This window comes from Edaphobacter sp. 4G125 (assembly GCF_014274685.1).
Classification (GTDB): Bacteria; Acidobacteriota; Terriglobia; order Terriglobales; family Acidobacteriaceae; genus Edaphobacter.
In genome coordinates this window covers 1,257,360-1,274,112 of record NZ_CP060393.1, presented here as the reverse complement: position 1 = coordinate 1,274,112, position 16,753 = coordinate 1,257,360, and the positions used below count along the sequence as shown (strand labels likewise).

The 16,753-nt window shown below is 55.9% G+C and carries 13 protein-coding genes; 5 read left to right on the top strand and 8 right to left on the bottom strand.

What is annotated here, in order from left to right; translation table 11 throughout:
* The first annotated feature begins 8 nt into the window (after window positions 1-8).
* Entirely contained in the window at window positions 9-839 is an 831-nt protein-coding gene (locus H7846_RS05260) for a hypothetical protein (protein ID WP_186695459.1), read from the top strand.
* A gap of 6 nt (window positions 840-845) precedes the next feature.
* Here H7846_RS05260 and H7846_RS05255 read toward each other — a convergent pair whose 3' ends face one another.
* From H7846_RS05255 to H7846_RS05240, 4 genes are all read right to left on the bottom strand, one after another.
* The gene (locus tag H7846_RS05255) at window positions 846-1,790 is read right to left on the bottom strand and encodes a phage exclusion protein Lit family protein (protein ID WP_186695458.1); all 945 of its coding nucleotides are present in this window, start codon (window positions 1,788-1,790) and stop codon (window positions 846-848) included.
* A gap of 66 nt (window positions 1,791-1,856) precedes the next feature.
* The gene (locus H7846_RS05250; RefSeq protein ID WP_186695457.1) at window positions 1,857-7,205 is read right to left on the bottom strand and encodes a DEAD/DEAH box helicase family protein; all 5,349 of its coding nucleotides are present in this window, start codon (window positions 7,203-7,205) and stop codon (window positions 1,857-1,859) included.
* Between the two features lie 48 nt (window positions 7,206-7,253).
* The gene (locus tag H7846_RS05245; RefSeq protein WP_186695456.1) at window positions 7,254-8,963 is read right to left on the bottom strand and encodes a hypothetical protein; all 1,710 of its coding nucleotides are present in this window, start codon (window positions 8,961-8,963) and stop codon (window positions 7,254-7,256) included.
* A gap of 80 nt (window positions 8,964-9,043) precedes the next feature.
* Entirely contained in the window at window positions 9,044-10,129 is a 1,086-nt protein-coding gene (locus H7846_RS05240) for a PIN domain-containing protein (RefSeq protein WP_186695455.1), read from the bottom strand.
* A gap of 176 nt (window positions 10,130-10,305) precedes the next feature.
* Between H7846_RS05240 and H7846_RS05235 the strand changes: the two genes are divergently transcribed.
* The 4 genes from H7846_RS05235 (at window position 10,306) to H7846_RS05220 (ending at window position 13,906) form a co-directional block, all read left to right on the top strand.
* Complete coding sequence (locus tag H7846_RS05235; protein ID WP_186695454.1) at window positions 10,306-11,406, top strand: helix-turn-helix domain-containing protein; 1,101 nt, start codon at window positions 10,306-10,308, stop codon at window positions 11,404-11,406.
* Window positions 11,387-11,896 (top strand): PIN domain-containing protein, encoded by a 510-nt coding sequence (locus tag H7846_RS05230; protein WP_186695453.1) that lies wholly within the window; start codon window positions 11,387-11,389, stop codon window positions 11,894-11,896. The genes H7846_RS05235 and H7846_RS05230 overlap by 20 nt, the downstream gene beginning before the upstream one ends.
* Window positions 11,897-11,943: 47 nt before the next feature.
* Complete coding sequence (locus H7846_RS05225) at window positions 11,944-12,678, top strand: AbiU2 domain-containing protein (RefSeq protein WP_186695452.1); 735 nt, start codon at window positions 11,944-11,946, stop codon at window positions 12,676-12,678.
* 235 nt (window positions 12,679-12,913) lie between these two features.
* Entirely contained in the window at window positions 12,914-13,906 is a 993-nt protein-coding gene (locus H7846_RS05220; RefSeq protein ID WP_186695451.1) for a hypothetical protein, read from the top strand.
* A gap of 332 nt (window positions 13,907-14,238) precedes the next feature.
* On the opposite strand, the gene H7846_RS05215 is transcribed toward H7846_RS05220, so the two are convergent.
* From H7846_RS05215 to H7846_RS05200, 4 genes are read right to left on the bottom strand one after another with little or no spacing between them, the layout of a single operon-like run.
* The gene (locus H7846_RS05215; RefSeq protein WP_186695450.1) at window positions 14,239-14,451 is read right to left on the bottom strand and encodes a hypothetical protein; all 213 of its coding nucleotides are present in this window, start codon (window positions 14,449-14,451) and stop codon (window positions 14,239-14,241) included.
* A gap of 45 nt (window positions 14,452-14,496) precedes the next feature.
* The gene (locus H7846_RS05210; protein ID WP_186695449.1) at window positions 14,497-14,961 is read right to left on the bottom strand and encodes a hypothetical protein; all 465 of its coding nucleotides are present in this window, start codon (window positions 14,959-14,961) and stop codon (window positions 14,497-14,499) included.
* A 21-nt stretch (window positions 14,962-14,982) separates the two neighbouring features.
* The gene (locus H7846_RS05205) at window positions 14,983-16,140 is read right to left on the bottom strand and encodes a HigA family addiction module antitoxin (RefSeq protein ID WP_186695448.1); all 1,158 of its coding nucleotides are present in this window, start codon (window positions 16,138-16,140) and stop codon (window positions 14,983-14,985) included.
* Between the two features lie 17 nt (window positions 16,141-16,157).
* A complete protein-coding gene (locus H7846_RS05200; RefSeq protein ID WP_186695447.1) occupies window positions 16,158-16,454 on the bottom strand; it encodes a type II toxin-antitoxin system RelE/ParE family toxin in 297 nt (98 codons plus the stop codon).
* Window positions 16,455-16,753: the final 299 nt, after the last annotated feature.

Genomic DNA, 16,753 nt, shown 5'->3' with positions numbered 1-16,753 from the left:
TTTGCCTAATGGCACAGACGAGTGTTTCGGAACTCTTTTCAAAATGCCACGCGAGAATCGGTCGTGCTGTCCATCACTCAAACGAAACGGCCGAGATCTGGAACGGTCTCGACATTATGCGTCTGCTCGCGGTCACACTGTTCGTCAAAGATGACGGTACCGGGACTCTAGACGTCAATCAAGTCGAACCGCTCCCAGAGAATCTCGAACTCGAACTCGGAGAGTTCTTGTATCAGCTGCGGGCTGCGCTCGACGGCGCTGTCTACGCGTCTGCGATTCAAGACTCTGGTCAAAATCCTCCGCCAAAAACATCTTCCATCGAATTTCCCATTTGCGAGAGGAAGGAAGAATGGGCCAAGCAATCTCGAAAAATCGCACTGCTAAATGTCGGCAGACAACGGTTCATCGAGGTGACTCAACCGTTCGCCGAGCCGCCGCTCGAAGCCTCTCTCTTGGTCTTGAATTCGAATCGATGCCTGCGGTTCCTAAACGAACTAGCTCGGATAGACAGGCATCGGCGCCTGCACACCCTTATCGCCGGAATTTCAATAGATCGGCCTCTGTTTGAGCTTCCCGAGGGCACGCGGCTTGAGAAGCTTGAGGTTCGTCCAATGTCCTCGATGGAGGGACCCGCAGCCCGTTTTTCGCTGAGTGGTTGGCAACGTGGCATGAAGTTGTTCGCCAATCCTCTTGCTGATATTGATTTGTGGCTCGATGGCTTGACGGCTCCTTGCCACCCGAACGACACGCTCCCTCATCGACTTCAGGCGATTACGATGAACGTGCGCATGATTGTTTCATTCCTAGAGAAGAACGAATGGCTGCCGCCTTCCCCATAACCAGAGTCAGGCAGATCTCCTCCACCGGTTGACCGCTAGGCAGAAATCGTCTACGAACTCTCCGAACAGGGCGCGCTCATCCAACTGCGGGAAGATCCCGACTACGCCGAGGTGAAACTGAAGCAGCGCAGTTGCGAACGCATGAATCTTATTGTCGGATTCAAGTTGGGGTCCGCGAAGATTTCGGCTGATACGCTCCTCGATAGGTGGATGTGTCTGAGAAGTGACCGGGCCATTCATCAGTTCGAGCACAAGTAGGATGGCATTCGCCACAACGATCCCGACGCTCCGCTTGAATCGCACATCCTCATTCGTGACCCCGCCGAGGACATGATCCGTGGCGAAGAAATCAGCTTCATGCTCTTCATCCAGGGAACGGGAAGATGTCAGGAACGGATGATTTCGTTCAAGATGTCCTAGCTCGTGCAGCAGCATCCACGCTGTGCACGTCAGAAATACCTCGTTGGCCAGATGCAGTTCACTCCCATGCACAGGTGTTCTCGTCGGCCGTGGCGCGCCCTCCGGCCACGGAGTGTATGTCTTGTTGCGCACGCTACGAATCGCCCATTGATAAAGATTGATTGCTTCCTCCGTCTTTGTGTCGTCGTCAAAGCGCACAACATCTCTCCCATTTTTCTGAGCTCTACTGTAAGCCTGATAGATGAACCACGAAGTATAGCTTGAGCACCAGATCAGGTTGAGAGCCCCATCGGAGATATGGAGATAATCGCCCGAGGTGGAAAACCTGAAGTCGCATGTTTGCGGATAGAGCTTTACTTCACGCAGTAGCGGAAGCAACAAGTTCAGCTTCTCCGGGGCAATCGCCTGTGGAGCGGCCCAAATCTCCGGAAGGAGGGAAAATGTCGGCGTGCTTCCATCAGGTACGCGCGCCAGCACAGCTGCTACGATTTTTTCAAACGATTCGAGAGACGGAGATTTTACGGAGTTCAACAGATCACCTCGAAGATTCGTTCTAACGCCGTGCATCGCTTTGATCCAGGGGCCCACGCTCGTGCATTAGCCCATCGGAATGATGTGCGAGATGCGGTCCCTCAGATGGATCGCTTCTGCGACAGAGCGGGAACAGAGCTCCATCAGGATGCGAAGGTAAGCCTCTCTTAGGGCCGCATCTGCTGTAATCTCACTGGAGGCGTACCGCCAGCCCGCAGCCAAGGCAGACGTAAGAGTCAGCGGCAGCCCTCCTTCCTCCCAATCACGTTCACTAAAGAAACCCACAACCTCGCTAAGCTGCTGGATACCTTGGGGAAGAAGAGACCTTCCAGACTCTGTGGCGAGATAATTGGCAAACCATGCCGCGACGCGACCGAACTTCAACCACTGATCGCCCCACCCTTTGAACGTCGGCGCCATTACCCTTGTAAGGTCGGCATATTCTTTACGACCGAAGACCTTCACCGCGTCGGTGCGCAAGCCCATGAGATCGACGGACAGGTCCTCGGCATGGAACCAAATGCCGGGCCTTCTTCCCACCCATAGCGGAAGCGAAAACGTGTAGTCCACCATACCCTGCCAGATCTCGGCAAAGAGCTTATGGTCAGACATCCGCGGGAGTGCGCTGGTCATCCAGGATTGAAGAAAATCGCGCGTCCAATAGTGGGCAGCAGGTCCGCGGCGCAACACTGGTTCATAAATCGCCCGCGCCTGGTCCTGCGAGGTGACAGTGGCGAGCAGTTCGGCTGCCAAACCGAGTATCCAGCGATCAAACTCATAGGGTGTGCCGCCGACCTCTCTCCCTTCGTCTTCTCCCTCGAGAATGGGGAGAGTCGTCATCTCAAGATCGAAGAGTTGCCGGATATATCCCGTGGCGCGACTCCGGTCGGTCTGCTCACCGGAAGTCAATTCGAGTGAAAGGAAGCAAAATCCGGCGACGATCACCTCATAATCGACCTGCGCCATTTCGCGGCTTGCATCGCGGTCCCGATCCTTCTTGTCGAAGGCTTTGCGTTGCTTCTCCCACTGCCTCCTGGCGATCTCTGAGGGGTCAAGCCGCTCGACGCGTTCAACGAGGTTTGCCCCGAGACGAGTAGCCATCGCGACCGTGACCGGACGCCGCTTGAGTCTGCCGTCGAGGAAACGTGCACAGAGAGCCGACTTATAGCCAGGAAGAACCGGCCGTTGGGTGTATCGCCCTGTTTTCCGCGTTGCGCCGCGCCTGAGAGCAGACCATAGCAGAACGACGGAGATCAGTTCATCAAAGATCTCGCCGAGTCCTTCTCGGCAAAGGTATGCTCTCCCCATCGACAAACGTGTTGAGCGGTAATAAAAGCCTGTCACTCCTTCAAACGCCAACCGCTTGACCCACTCGTCCTGTCGTTCCTGCAGGAGGAAGACGCCAAGTTCGCCGAGAAAGGTTTCGACGCAGATCCCCATATTGCCGGACTCGGGCCCCTCATGCTCTTCGGTAGGGGCGTCCTGCAGATTCCTCAACGCATCGAAGCACCACTGTTGCATGCCCTCGTTGACCGACAACCACGCTCGGTGGTAGATGAAAAGCACTGCGAGTCCGCCAGCAATCGATTGAAGGCGAATCCGCATTTCGTCCTCACTAGAATCCGGATACTCGGGTTGATGTATCCTCTGGAGCTGCTGAAAGAACTCTGGTAGCTTGTCTGCGGTCAGGCTTTCCCCGGTGTTGAGGATCTGGCGGGCCTGCAGCGCCATGCCGTGCGATAACAAGCGGAACTCAGCCTCTGCCTGCGACTCCTGCCTCTTCTGCTCAACCTCGTCTGGCAGAGTCGGCCTGATCTCGATCATGTTGTCCGGTCGCGGTGTCAGCACATAGGTTTCGGGCTTGAATCGGGCAAGGAACAACGTGAAACTCTCCTTGTCGTCGTCGGTCGTCGGCTTCACAGTTGCTTCCCACTCTGCCGCGCATTCCTTGAGATACGTCTGCGTTTCAGTGTTCTCAACAAGGAGTCTTGGCACCAGATCACGAAGAAGGACGCAGCGGTGCGGCATCCGGTTCCACTGAATAGCGAGCTGGATCTCTTGTTGCGGCCGCCCGGCAAAGGAAATCCTCCACGGTTCGGAGCTCTCATTCAACGCCGCGTGGCTCTGGCATTCATAGATGTGCATGTTTCCTAAAAGTGGCCGTAGGCAACCGTGAAACAACGCAGGGTGATACAAGCCGACCGATACCAGAATCCCCGCGAAAGCAAGGGATGTGGCGTTCTCGAAGATGTACTGAACGTAGTTGTCGATCTCCCGGCCGGCACTCAGCTCGTCGTACAACCACTTCTCAAGCGCCATAAGGGCGCAGACAAGGACATCATCATTGAGACGCCCGCCCCGATGGAGATAGTAGATTTGTCCGTTGCCGAACCAATAGACGGTCCGCCCCTTGACCGTGAATTTGAGGGCGCAGCGCTCGCGATCGTCGGCGTTGAGCGGGTCGACTCGCTCGGCTCTCAGCCCTTGTTCCGTGACAATATTCGAGAGCTTCACGATCGTCTCCAGAGCGGCCTGAGGCGATTGCTGAAGAAAGGTGTAGAAAGGACCCTTGAAGTAGATAGGGGGATAGCCGTTCAGCCAATGTTCAAGACCAAAAGAGCGAATCGGCCCTTCTTGGTCACGGTGTCCTGGGTCCTCTAGACAGACGGCCAGGAGAATCTCCTTCGCTGCATCCGGCCGGAGTAGCATCAGAGACGTCAGGGCGCTCCAATCCATAACCGCGCTGCGGAAACCCTCGGGAATGCGTCGTTGCGGCCCATCGGGCAGTGGCGATCGTCTGCGACTCGGGAAGTAACTGCCCCCCGGCAGGGATGCCACAGAGATCCTGCGCTGTTCGTACTCTTCCGGATGCTCCTCTCTCCAACGCGCTTCGCGCGCTGCCGCCTCTTCTTCCGCGCGGTCGCGGCGATTTACTGCGTGATCCGGCTCCGCCCTGCGACCTGCAATTTCGAGGGCCACCTGGGCTACGCTGTCAGGATCCTCAGCGGCTCCAAACAGCATCGCCTCGTAAACGACCTTGCTGTCCCGTCCGGAATAAGGCCACGCCGCTACTTGATCTTGAAGTTCGCGAGCCAGAGCAAACGCAAGATGTGCCGCTTCCTTTCTACCAGGCATCTCTGCCGGCATGTTCCGCAAGTAGAGCGTACAGACCTCAGCCCCTTTTTTCAGGGCAAGCGTCGCGACATCTTCCGCGTGTGCCGAGAAAATGAAAAGAGCGGGAATCCAATGGAGCGGCATGGGAATGCGGAACCAGGATTCCGATGCCTGAGCATTCTCCTCGGATACGAAGGAACGAAGCCGTGGGTCCGGGAACGAGGCCACAAAGAGTAGCCGATCCATCAGCCGATTAAGGAGCTTCCCCTTATCGGCTATGAGATTCGTCCAAGCTGCCTCCAACAACGGTATCGCGTCGGTCGCGAAGATCAGCGCCTCCAGGAAGAGGTCCTTTGTCACCTTCGATTCCGCATCCAGCGCATCGAGGTCAGCTAGGGCCTTATTCCAGTCGGCGAGGTCCGCCTTCCCCTCAAGTAGGGATTGAGCATAGAGCCGTATGGCACGATTCCAACGAGGGCTTTGGACGACCGTCCGGATTCTTGCGATCGAATTCCCGTCAAGATTGGACAGGGCGCGGAACCGTGCCCAATCACCCATGAGGTCGTGGGTGAACCGCACCGTCGGCAGGGTAATCCTGACGAGGTCCTCATTCGACAAAGTCTCAAGCAGGTCGAGGAGCTGGACGTCTTGGATGGCATCGACGCTCACCGCGCCGCTCAGCTTTTCCCCTTCGTGCTCGCCCAGCTCGCGAAGGAGTCTGTCGCGTTGGAGCCTTCGATCCTTCCCAATCCAGTGCTCCCAGATCAGGTTGATCAGACCGGTCTCTCCGATCCGCCCTCCGGGTTCGTTCGACAAGCTCTGGACTACGTTGGTCCGCAAGACCCAATCCAGCACCATGAGATTGCGTAGGATTTGCTGCAGTTCCTGACGAAACAGCAGCAAATTGATTCCCGGAACCTTTTGAACCGCACTCCGGATCGCCGCGATGCTTGGCAGTTCAAGATCGGTCTTGACGAAGTCAGTGACACCGGCTTCTCGGAGGAGACCCTGCGCTTTCTCCCATGATTGAAGATGCCCGGAGATGACGACCTTCCATCCGGCAAAGCCTCTCTCAGAAACTGTGCGGAGCAGCTCAATGACCCGCGACCGGGCTTCACCTTCGAACTTCTCCAACGCATCAATCACCAGAAGCGAGGAACTCCGAGAGGAGGAGCGGACCAACTCGAGCAGCGTGTGCCGCAGGCCATTGCTCGTTGCGATCTCGGTCTGGCTCGTCTTCGACAGTTGGGCTGGCGTCAGCCAGAGAGTGTGGCCGAACCTGCCAGGTTCGCGTGCAAGCTGCGCGATGAGGGAAGACTTGCCGGAGCCGGACTCGCCGGCCACGAAGGTGATCCTGTGTTCGCCGATGCTCTCTGAGATAGCGGCAAGTTCGGAAGTTCGATCGAAATGAATGCCCGAACCAAGGACCGACCTCACGTTCGCTAGATTGTCTCCGCTGATCGCGTCCAGTCGCGCCCAGTCCGCCCTGAAGTCGGGGTACTCAACCAGGTCAAAGGTGCCGCGAAGACGTTGCAACAGTTTTTGCAGATCAAAATATCCGCCGGTGCCGCGATTGTCCGCCGCAAGCTGACAGAGCGCATTCCATAGCTTTGTGCCCTCTTCGACACTGCCCGAAGAAACTAACAAGGCGCACTGATTGATATAACGCCCCTCTTCCAGGTTTTTATCGAAGCGCAGCACGTGCAGCCGTGCCGCCAGACGCACGGTGGCCTCGCGCTGTGCCTGGTTGGGGCTTACGGTCGGGTAAAGACTGGAAAATATCTTCTTCTTTGCTGCGGAGATCTGCTTCTCACCATCGATCCGTTGCAGGAATCGCACTGGCGTCGGGTCTGCTGCCTCCTGCCGCAGTTCCTCCCAATCATGCAGTGGTCCATCAGCAACCGTGCCCGTGATCAGCCCGAATACGTCAGAGCTTGGGTCGAAGCTGGCGCCTCGTTCCCCTCTCCAATCCGCCCAGAGATCACCCACCAGCGTATTGTTGAACCCATTCCCCGAAAGCTGCCGATTGCTTTTGATGGAGACGGACCAGCGGGCAACACCGGCGCTGTTCTGAAGGACCAGGTGAAGGTCGTCTAGGTTCCTGCCGGACTCCTTCGTTTCGAAATGAAGCTCGGCGATAAACCCCAGCGTCGCTTCGAGCGGGAAAGCACGGGCAAGCATCTGCACGAGGAAACCTGCGGCCACCTTATCAGCAAAGGTATAGCCTTTGCCGCCAGTCGCGGCAGCTGATGAGCTTTCCCTCAACGTCTTGCTATCCTCGGTGGTGAGATCTGTTGCCATTTCCCGTAAACCCCATCATCCTTGCCTGCAAATCGCTTGGCGCTTCTATCAGGCAGCGTCACGCTCGCTCGTTGGTTCAACCTTGAGAAATGCCGCAGCAACCCTGCTGAGCTCCGCATTGAGCTCTCTCAAGAGGTGTGGCGGCCGGGTGCCCTTCGCCGAAAGCGAAGAGAGTGGCTTCATAAAAAAAGGAGCACTCAAATCCCGATCAGACATCATACGGTCCGCGAGTATTCCCGAAAGGCGGGTATCGATGAGATAGGGCGTTAGCTTCTCGATGACATCCACCGACATGCAGATCAGCTGCGTGCAGTAAACAGGCCCGATGGCTTTCGAAATGTCCAGCTCTCTTTTCGCGTCCTGGAACCGAGCGTTCAAATACGTGTTGACATAGAACCCGTCTCCGATGTCATCGCGGGTGATCAGCACGGGCATGATTGTCGTAACTCGACTCAGGTCCACTCCCTCGATCGGGCGCTGGTTTGCGCGAGTCGTTGCCGTGCGGATGGCCTTGGCAATCTGAAAAACACCTTTCGGTGTGACGTACTTCTTTTCAATCTCAACCCTCAACGCGGCCGGGTCGCCTCCATACTTGGCGTCTCCGCGGATGAAACCTCCCTTGCACTCGATAAAAATGGCCGTTGTCCCGGAGACAACAATGCCATCGCAGACCTCTTCGCGGCCGCCATCGGCGTACCGGGGCGACGGATAAAAACGGTTCAGCGATTGATCAACGGAATTGGTCAGCAGCCAGTCGATGTAGTCCTCGAAGACAGTCGCCCAGAAGGACGTAAAGGGTTCCTTCTGCTTCTCGGGGAGTGACCGGAAGATCGTCCAGAAGACGGAGGCTTCAAATTTTTCCATGCAAGCGGTCATGTCCATCGGGACGAGCCGATCCGGGTTACGCAGGAAGGGTGTCTCCTTAAAGATCGTGAAATCACTGAGAGAAGGAACCCGGCCCTCCACGCGCGCCCGGAACTCATCTGGGGTCCTCGCCAGCAGACGAAAGAACGCATCGCGCTGACTCTCAGAGAGTTGCGTTTGGTCGAAGAAGTTTATATGAACGCCGTAGTCAGGCGAGTGGGTCAGAACATCGACAGCACTTTTAATGACACGGGGCATGATAGCGAGACTGAGGGCCTCGTACGTCGTCAGGGGAAGCCTGCTTGCCTGTTCAAACAGTTGGCCGATATCAAAGTAAGCCGGCTCCTGTGCTCGCGCCGGTGCGATGTCATGGACTATCTTGTGCATCCGCGAGACAGATGCCATCTCGAACCTGAGTTCATTCGCCTCCGTTACAGGAATGAAGTCGCACATCAGAGCTGCAATCTGGTCGAGCGCTGAGGTGCCCTGCTGGGACGTCGCGGATACGTGGTCGTTTGCCATGAGGCTGACCAGCGCAAGCGATTCCCGAATATCTGCGGGCTGCATCCCGGGCAGGTCGGGACACAGCCGCATCGCTTCACGCAAGATGAACAGGCATTGCTTTCGATGGAAGACGGTGATGCCGCGACCACTGCTGGTTCCATACGCAAGCGTCTTCCGCGCTGTAGCCTCATCGAACAACTCTCGAATGAGCCCGAGTTGCGCCTGGTCGCGGTTCGGCAGGCCCCTGCGCGCACATATAGTGTTGACCGGAGAGAAGAGTCGGAGCATAAGGCCGAGATCGAGCGCGCGCATCAGCGTCTCAAACTGCCCAAGGCTCGACGCCGTCCCGAAGACATCCTGATACCGGAGATATGTTTCGATTTCAGTCATGATCTGGCTGCTTTCTACACTTCCTGTGCGCCGCCAAGTACCAGGCACTAAATAGCCAGGATCGAGCGGGCACGCTCATCTCAATTCGGCGAGCCCGATGTGGTGCGAAGCGACCACAGCCCAGGCGCTAGTTCGATGAACGATTCATCACTTCGAAGAATTCGGCAAAGGTACTGCCGAGATGTCTTCGACCGGCTTTCATATCCACCCCGCCGGACGCGACGCTCCAACTCATCAAGGTTTATTCCCGAACCGGCCGCAACGCAGACCGCACGGATGTGATGGAGCAAAGGCCGCCGTTGCTGTGCCGGAACGACCGTATGCAGATGCGAATAGTGATTGTCGACGTCTCGCTTCGCCGCGTCCGCCGTCAGCACGAGATGGTTGATCGCCTTCCAAACGAGAGCGGCGGCCTCGGAATGAAAGAGCGAGTTCCAGCCGGCAATGAGCTTTTCCCGGCTCTTCGGGTTAAGGACAGCAGCGGCGGTGACTCCTGCCAGGACCACTTGTGCTGCAGGCGGGAGCCGTTTCAGTGCCTGGATAGAACGGGTAAACAGGCGGTAGGCAGCGCAGAGAAACTCCCAGCTCACGATCACGGAAAATGATGAGCCTAGTTGCAGCACAATCTGAACGCTGCTTGCGCGGGCGTAGTCGCGCAGGTGGGTGTCGATAAAAGCGGAGACAACCGGAGCGTGCATCGCGGCCAGATGACGGTCCGAGGTGTAGACAGCCTGCGTGTCCACCTCGCGCAAAGTCGCGAGGTACGGGAAGTCATCGACATCCGCATACGATTCAGCGGAGGAAGGCCGACTCTTCGGTTCATAGAAACAGAGGTGCTTCTGGAAGAGTTCCCATTCCCGCTGCACATCCGCGACCGAGACACCGGTGTCTTCCGCAATGTCTTCGAGGTATTTTGCTATTTCGCTTTTCAGTTGTTCCGGCGCAAAAAGGACCACCACACCCGCAACGATTGCTTCATGGATGGCGCTGCGATCCGAGGGGTTCTTTCGCCGCGTCAGGCGCCAGCGCAGTTCGGCGTGAACACGGTTCGCGTCGAAGACAAGTCGCATCTGAAGAACCCGAGGCCACAGTGCCGCGAGCGCGGGCATTGCCTCTGTAAGCTCGACGACGTGCGGCAAAATGTCGGACCGAATGAGTCGGTCCATTGCGTGCTCCGAATCGGATTTGTGCCTGTATTCCATGCTGCTATTTCCATTGATCCGGTAATCCAGGTGCGCCGAAATGAATGCGGCAAGGTACTTTCGTAGTTACGGAGCATGTTCACATAATAGTTTACAGTAAATACAGATGGTTTGCATTTGTAAACCGACGGAGACGCCCTATGATTGCTGACCGCATCCTGCTCGCCCGCCGCAAGGCAGGCTTCTCGCTACGGGATCTGGCCGCTAAGATGGACAACCGGGTCACCGCGCAGGCCATCGGCAAGTATGAACGGGGAGAGGACATTCCCAGCTCCGGTGTCCTAATCGCGCTAGCTAAAGCCCTCGAAGTATCCGTCACTTACCTCATGGATACCCAAGGACTTGTGCTCTCCGGCGTCGAGTTTCGCACTAAGGCCAATACCACCTCGGCTGATCGCGCGACCGTTGAGACCGAAGTCCTCGAATGGATCGAGCGCTACCTCCAGATCGAGCATATTCTCGACCTCGACAGCGCAGAGTGGAAGCCGCCCTTCGCGACCCTCAAAAAACTTCAGCGAATCGAAGACTCCGAAGGCCTCGCCCGCGAGGTCCGGTCGAAGTGGATGCTCGGCACCGACCCGATCCCCAATATGACCGAGTTGCTCGAAGAGAAGGGGCTCAAGGTCCTCATCGTCGATCTGCCCGATCGTGTCTCCGGATTCACCTGCATCGTAGCGAGAGAGGAAGGCTCTCCCGGTCTGCCGGTCATCGTCGTAAACCGGCAGTTCTCGCTCGAACGCCGACGGCTGACCTTGGCCCACGAGCTCGCCCACCGCGTCATCGACCCAACCAGCCTTCCCGACAAAGAAGAAGAGAAGGCCGCCAACCTTTTTGCCGGTGCCTTTCTGATGCCACAAGAGCACCTGCTGCGCGAGGTGGGCAAGCAGCGCAACGCTCTGGGCTACAAGGAACTCATCGCGCTAAAACGGCTCTACCGCGTTAGCGGAGCAGCATTGCTCATGCGCCTCAAACAGATAGGCGTAATCAACGAGTCCATTCTGACCTACGCTTTCCAGACGATCGCACGCGGCTGGCGAACTCACGAGCCCGAGGAGCTTGAGGAAGAGAAGATCCGCGGCGAGCGGGAGCGCCCCAGGCGCTTTGAACGCCTCTGTTATCGCGCACTTGCCGAGAACTTCGTGTCGCTGAGTAAGGCGGCCGAACTGCTGAGAATCCCCCTACCGAAGGTCGAGGCCGGCCTGAAAGGACCGCAGATCGACCATGCGGATCATCATCAGTGACACCAGCTGCCTCATTGATCTGCGCAAGGCCGCTCTGCTGGCGGGCTTTCTCCGCCTGCCGTTCGAGATTCTCATCCCCAACACTCTATTCGAAGAAGAGCTTCTAAGCTTCACCGCAAGAGAGAAGAAAGTTCTGTTTGAGGCGGGCCTGAAAGTAGTGGACCTGCCGGGACCGCAGGTCTCTCGGGCGCGCGATGTCATTCGTGCTCGGCCACGCCTCAGCATTCACGATGGATTCGCGTTTGCTCTCGCCGAGACACACTCCGGCTGTATCTTGCTCACTGGAGATTTAGAGCTTCGGTCGCTGGCGGAGAGCAGCCGTATCGAAGTGCACGGCGTGCTCTGGGTCTGTGATCAACTCTTCGAAGGCAAGCTCTCTTCGGCGGCACAGCTCCACAAGGCACTCTCACAACTTGCGGCAGACCCGGCAGTCCGGCTGCCGAAAAAAGAGCTGGCTGGATATATTCGACGCTATCAGACGCTTAAGTGACAAACCGCAGTTGGCCAAGCCAGGTCCACAGACAAGAGGATTTTGGAATGGGAAATAGGAAGAATTTAGGAAAGCTGAATCCAATTAGGGAACTAACCGAAGCAGATTGGATTAGGGAGTTGGAGCACATAGACAATCAACTGACCCATGTTCTCGACGTATTCAATTTCCTTGAGGAACTCTTCCGACTCAGCAATGAAAGCGAGATCGCGCTCGCAGCGTTCAATAAAACGCCGTTGTTCTGGAACGTCTTTCGGGCTTGCCTGCAAGAGTCAATGTTTATGGGCTTGGGCAGGCTTTGCGACAATTCGTCCGATACCGTCAATGTTACGCGCGTACTTAATGGCGCAATGAACCATCCCGAATTCTTCTCAACGGACGCTTTGGGGCGGAGGCTTGCGAAGCGAGGCCTAACGGACAGTCTTACGAGTCATTTATTGGCAAGCGCTTGGATCCCCGGCAGCGGTACAGATTTCCGGTTCTTGAAGACGGAGGTCTCAAGCCATCTACGCCGAATCGAGACAATCTACTCACCTATCAGAAACTCCTACTACGGGCACCGGCCCGCTGGGATTGACGCCCGCGCAATGTTTGAACAGACGAACAGGGTGGAGCTTGGGGAGACCCTCGACACGTTACGCCAATTAATGGGTGGACTGCGCTTTTTCTACGACAACGGGATGAGGCCTAGGGTGGGCATGCGCGGCACGAAGGCACTCGACCTGACGCCGAGACGCTTTTTGCGCGACGTGGTTAGGGACGTCGCTGGCCGTGAGTTATAAGGGCCGCGCGGCGTGTGCTGGGCAGAGCAAGCCACGACATGGGAGGGGCATGCTGGGCGATTAGGGGATCTTTGGGGTGCCGCGTCGGGCGAACGCCGGGTTCGAGTTGGCCGGTGCAGCTTTGGTTAGGTGGCGCCCCCTGCTGTTCTATAAGAGAATCGAAGCACGATCGAGCAGTGGAATCACAGCAATAGTTGGTATCAGAATGAATGAGCAACGAAATCTCGGAGCAGAGTTGAAGGCGCAAATTGATGCCGAGCTCCGCAAGGCTGCTAATCTTCCGCCATCAGAATTGGAAACCGTTCTTGCTCCTTATCTCCAGCCATTGTTTCAGCAGATCGAAATGGTTCGCCACGCTTGGTTTACTTGGGTTGAAGATAACCGCGAAACGTTCCTACGTGTTGGCCAAGCGGTCCAAGAAGTGGGAGCGAAGGTAGGTACTTTCCTCGTCGAAATGGACGAGGCCTCCCAACGGTTCGCGGAGATGCTTGGAGAGGTGGAGCGGCTGGCTGATTGTGGCTGGACTGTCCCTACCGAACTCACGGTTTCGGAACTCATCGATTTTCTTCGCTCACCAGATGGTGAAGCTGCCGCGGCCTATCTGGTCCAACGATTCGACTCAATGGATTCCGATTGGTCGCAAATGGAAGCGCGGCTCTGTACCGATCCGCATCTTTCGGAGTTTCAGACTGTGCTGCCGCAATGTTTCCGAGCTATACGGCGAGCAGACTACGCCATCGCTGTTCCGAATCTTATTGCGATGCTAGAGAGGGTCATACAGACCCTGAACCCAGAATCTCTCCACGCGTCTACAGATGTCCCGAAGACACTTCGGGCTAAGGGTGTGATCGCCGAGAAAGCGCAGGAAGATCTTTTCTGCGCCGCGATCTGGCTGTCCCTGCTCAAGGTCGTGAAGCTGCTCTGGGGGAATCTGCCCTTAAACATTCCTGATTCTGCTGGTCTCTCCCGGCATGGCGTTCAACACGGAAGAACCGAACCGCCCAACACGAAGACCGAAATCGTGCGGCTTCTGAATACGCTGGAGACGGCGTTGGCACTGCACGAATTGCTCCACGAAAATCGCGAGTTCTCGATCAAAGAAAGCAACGGTTCTAAGAAGATTCAGCCTGCAATTGCCCTGATTCGCGCCAATTTCTTCCTGCCGAGAGGAAAGCACCGGCTTGCTGACACTTCGTCAGAAGAAGAATCCCAAACCAAATTACCGTAGAACTCAGAGCTTATATCCGGCGATCAGCTTCTCCGCGTTGATGAGAGGCGCGCAAGTCTGAGCCATCCCATCGTTAGGATGTGGTCCGGTGTCCACACTCTTTGCACGTTACTTCATAAATCGTGTCATCCTCGCCGTTCGAGAAGCTCTGGTAGTCAAGGTCCGTTGAACCGCAATGAGGATCGTAATCTGGCCGAGAAAGCGTTGCGGGAACGAGAACTCAACCATCGGCAAATCACCGAGACCGTTCCGGGAATGCTTTGGAGTTCAGCCTCAGAAGAATCAATTGATTATTGAAATGGTCGATTGCTTGACCACGGGACGAGCGAGCGTTATGGCCGCAATCGTTTGGCCGCTCTTCGAACTGCCTCCACGCTTGTTTTACCTGTTTCCACGCGCATGGTTCCAAGCTTCGCATTGGGTGAAAACTGCGGAATTGGCTTCGGCAGGTTTTTATTCAGTGTGTCACTGCGCTTTTGCTGAATCTCGCCGGCCTTAGGCGGATTCTTATCGCGATGTCGATTATCCAGTCCGGGTTCTTTCATTTCGTTCCTCCTTCAAAAAATGTAGCTACGCAAGTAAGCCTCAAATCAGGCAATGGCAGCAAGCGCCTCAATTTCCTCCAAATCGAGTGTGAAGTCAAAAACCATCTGAAGTGACTCGCCGTCATTGTGGTTCTGGTTGTAGCTATCCACATCCCATTTCAATTGTCGACAGTCCCCGACAATCTGCTGCCGGCGTTGCTGGAACGCGATTTCCATGTGCTCGCGCGGCGCCGTGCGCATATCCGCCCAAAACGCCGCCTGCCTTCCGTTTCGTTCCACTGTCGCAACATGCTTCACGCGGACGCGACGACCTTGAGGATCGGTGATATGCTCTTCGCGCATTGCGCGAGCGATCTCCTCCGCGCAGCGATCCACGACAGTCGAACGCTGCGGTTGCCATAGGCCCTGCTCAATGGCCCAAATTGCAATATCGTGTGCAGTGGCTGGAAGAGGATTTCCTGCGTCCTCATACTTCTTCACAATTCGCTGGAGCTGTTCGTTATAGGACATATCGTTCCTCACAGTTTGAGATCAAACCGCTGTTGTCAAAAAACTGCCAAACCCATCCGTCAGTGCTGCTTCGGTCACGATGTGTCGTACCTTCGCTAGCATTTCCCGACTATGCGAATATGGGATTGCTTTGCGATGTTGGAGTTGGCCGACGACTATACCTTGATGAACATTCAGCCGAGCTGATAAGCCTTGAATCTTCGTCTTCGAGAAGAGCGGCCGAACTCTCAAAATGAAATTGTCGAGGTCGCTTTTCTGAATCGAGAAGTTAGCAGCGAAGTCATCAGCGCGCTTTTCAATTGCAGGTTTTTCTTCGCCGGTGCCAGAGCCTTCTCCTACTAGATCCAAGTCGAGTAGACCTCCAGCTTCCAGGCCATCTTTATGTTTCACATGTGCGCACTCGTGCAAAAGCGTATGCCAGAATCCATCGATGCGATCAAACCGTAGTGACACTGCGATTACCGGGGATTTGTCATTCAGCCAGAGACACGCGCCATCTATTCGGGTTTGTGGCAATGTCTCAACGACCAGAAACCGAACGCCTGCATCGGCCAAGACTCGTGGTACCTGGCGCACGTCTTCAGGATCACGCAACAGGGTTTTGAGCCGTGCAAGAGCAGTGGTGAAGGACGCCTCCGAGAACGACTTCACATCCACTGCCTGCGCGAGTTGTCGCGCACGAAAGAGCCACGCCTGCTCCGCAGGAGTGTGTTCGATGTAAGAAGTGGACTTCCGTGCTGCGTGAGGCAACAACTGCGGTTGGTCATCAAGAGATTTGATATGCAGGAAGTCCATCACACTCTTCTCCAGAACGTCGATGTTCTCGGTCGGCTGAATCCAGTACCGCCGCATCATCTCTTTTACCGGAGCTTTTTCGTACAGCTTCGCTCGTCGCGCTACTGAATTGCTGCTGTCCTGCTTAACCTGAGCAAGCCGGTACGAACTTTCCAGGTTCATCCAGAACTGTGCTCCGGTATTGAAAGCCTCTCCCAATCCCTTCGCCGTTTCCGGCGTGATTGCCCGCTTGCCGGCAATCAGTTCACTTACTAAGCGGGGAGGACGCCCGAGAATCTCTGCAAGTTCTACCTGGCTCCATCCACGCGCTTCAATCTCCTCCCGAATGAACTCACCCGGAGGAAATACCTCAGCCGGAGTTCTGTCCATTACCTCCACGATCATCACCTCTTTCGCTTCATTCAGTGGTAGTCTTCGATGCTTATCACCGCGACGAGCTTGTTGGGCGCTACTCCTTCAAACTCGATAATCAAACGCCACTGCTTGTTCAACCTCATCGAATGCTGGGAGCTGCGATTGCCCTTCAATTTTTCAAAATGCAAAGACTTCAAGCTGTAAAAGACCCGTTCGTCCGAAGCTGCCCGGATGACCTGCATCCTGCTCCGGTACGCCGTCACGATCGCTTGGGAGAAACCGGCATCGTAGGTCGGATCCGTCTCCAGCCGATCGAGCTTTGGATCTTTGAAACGAACATCCATGCAAGTGCAGCCTCTCTTTAGCTTCCTATTTCAGTATACATGAATTACACATAATGTAATTCGGAAAGTTGTAATAGGTAGTGGAGAGCGGGAAGGCCGTACACGCTTCAGGCAAGTTCGAGAGAGGAACAAGGAACTATCGCATCCGCCCTCCATCGGAGGGCCGATGCGATAATCGTCAAGACAACACCAAGAGGTGCCCAAGCCACACTTAAAAGTTTCGGACACATATAGGACACATTTTGCGTACCAAAAGGCACCTATCTATGCCACTCAGTACTACATCTTTAGTCCTTGCA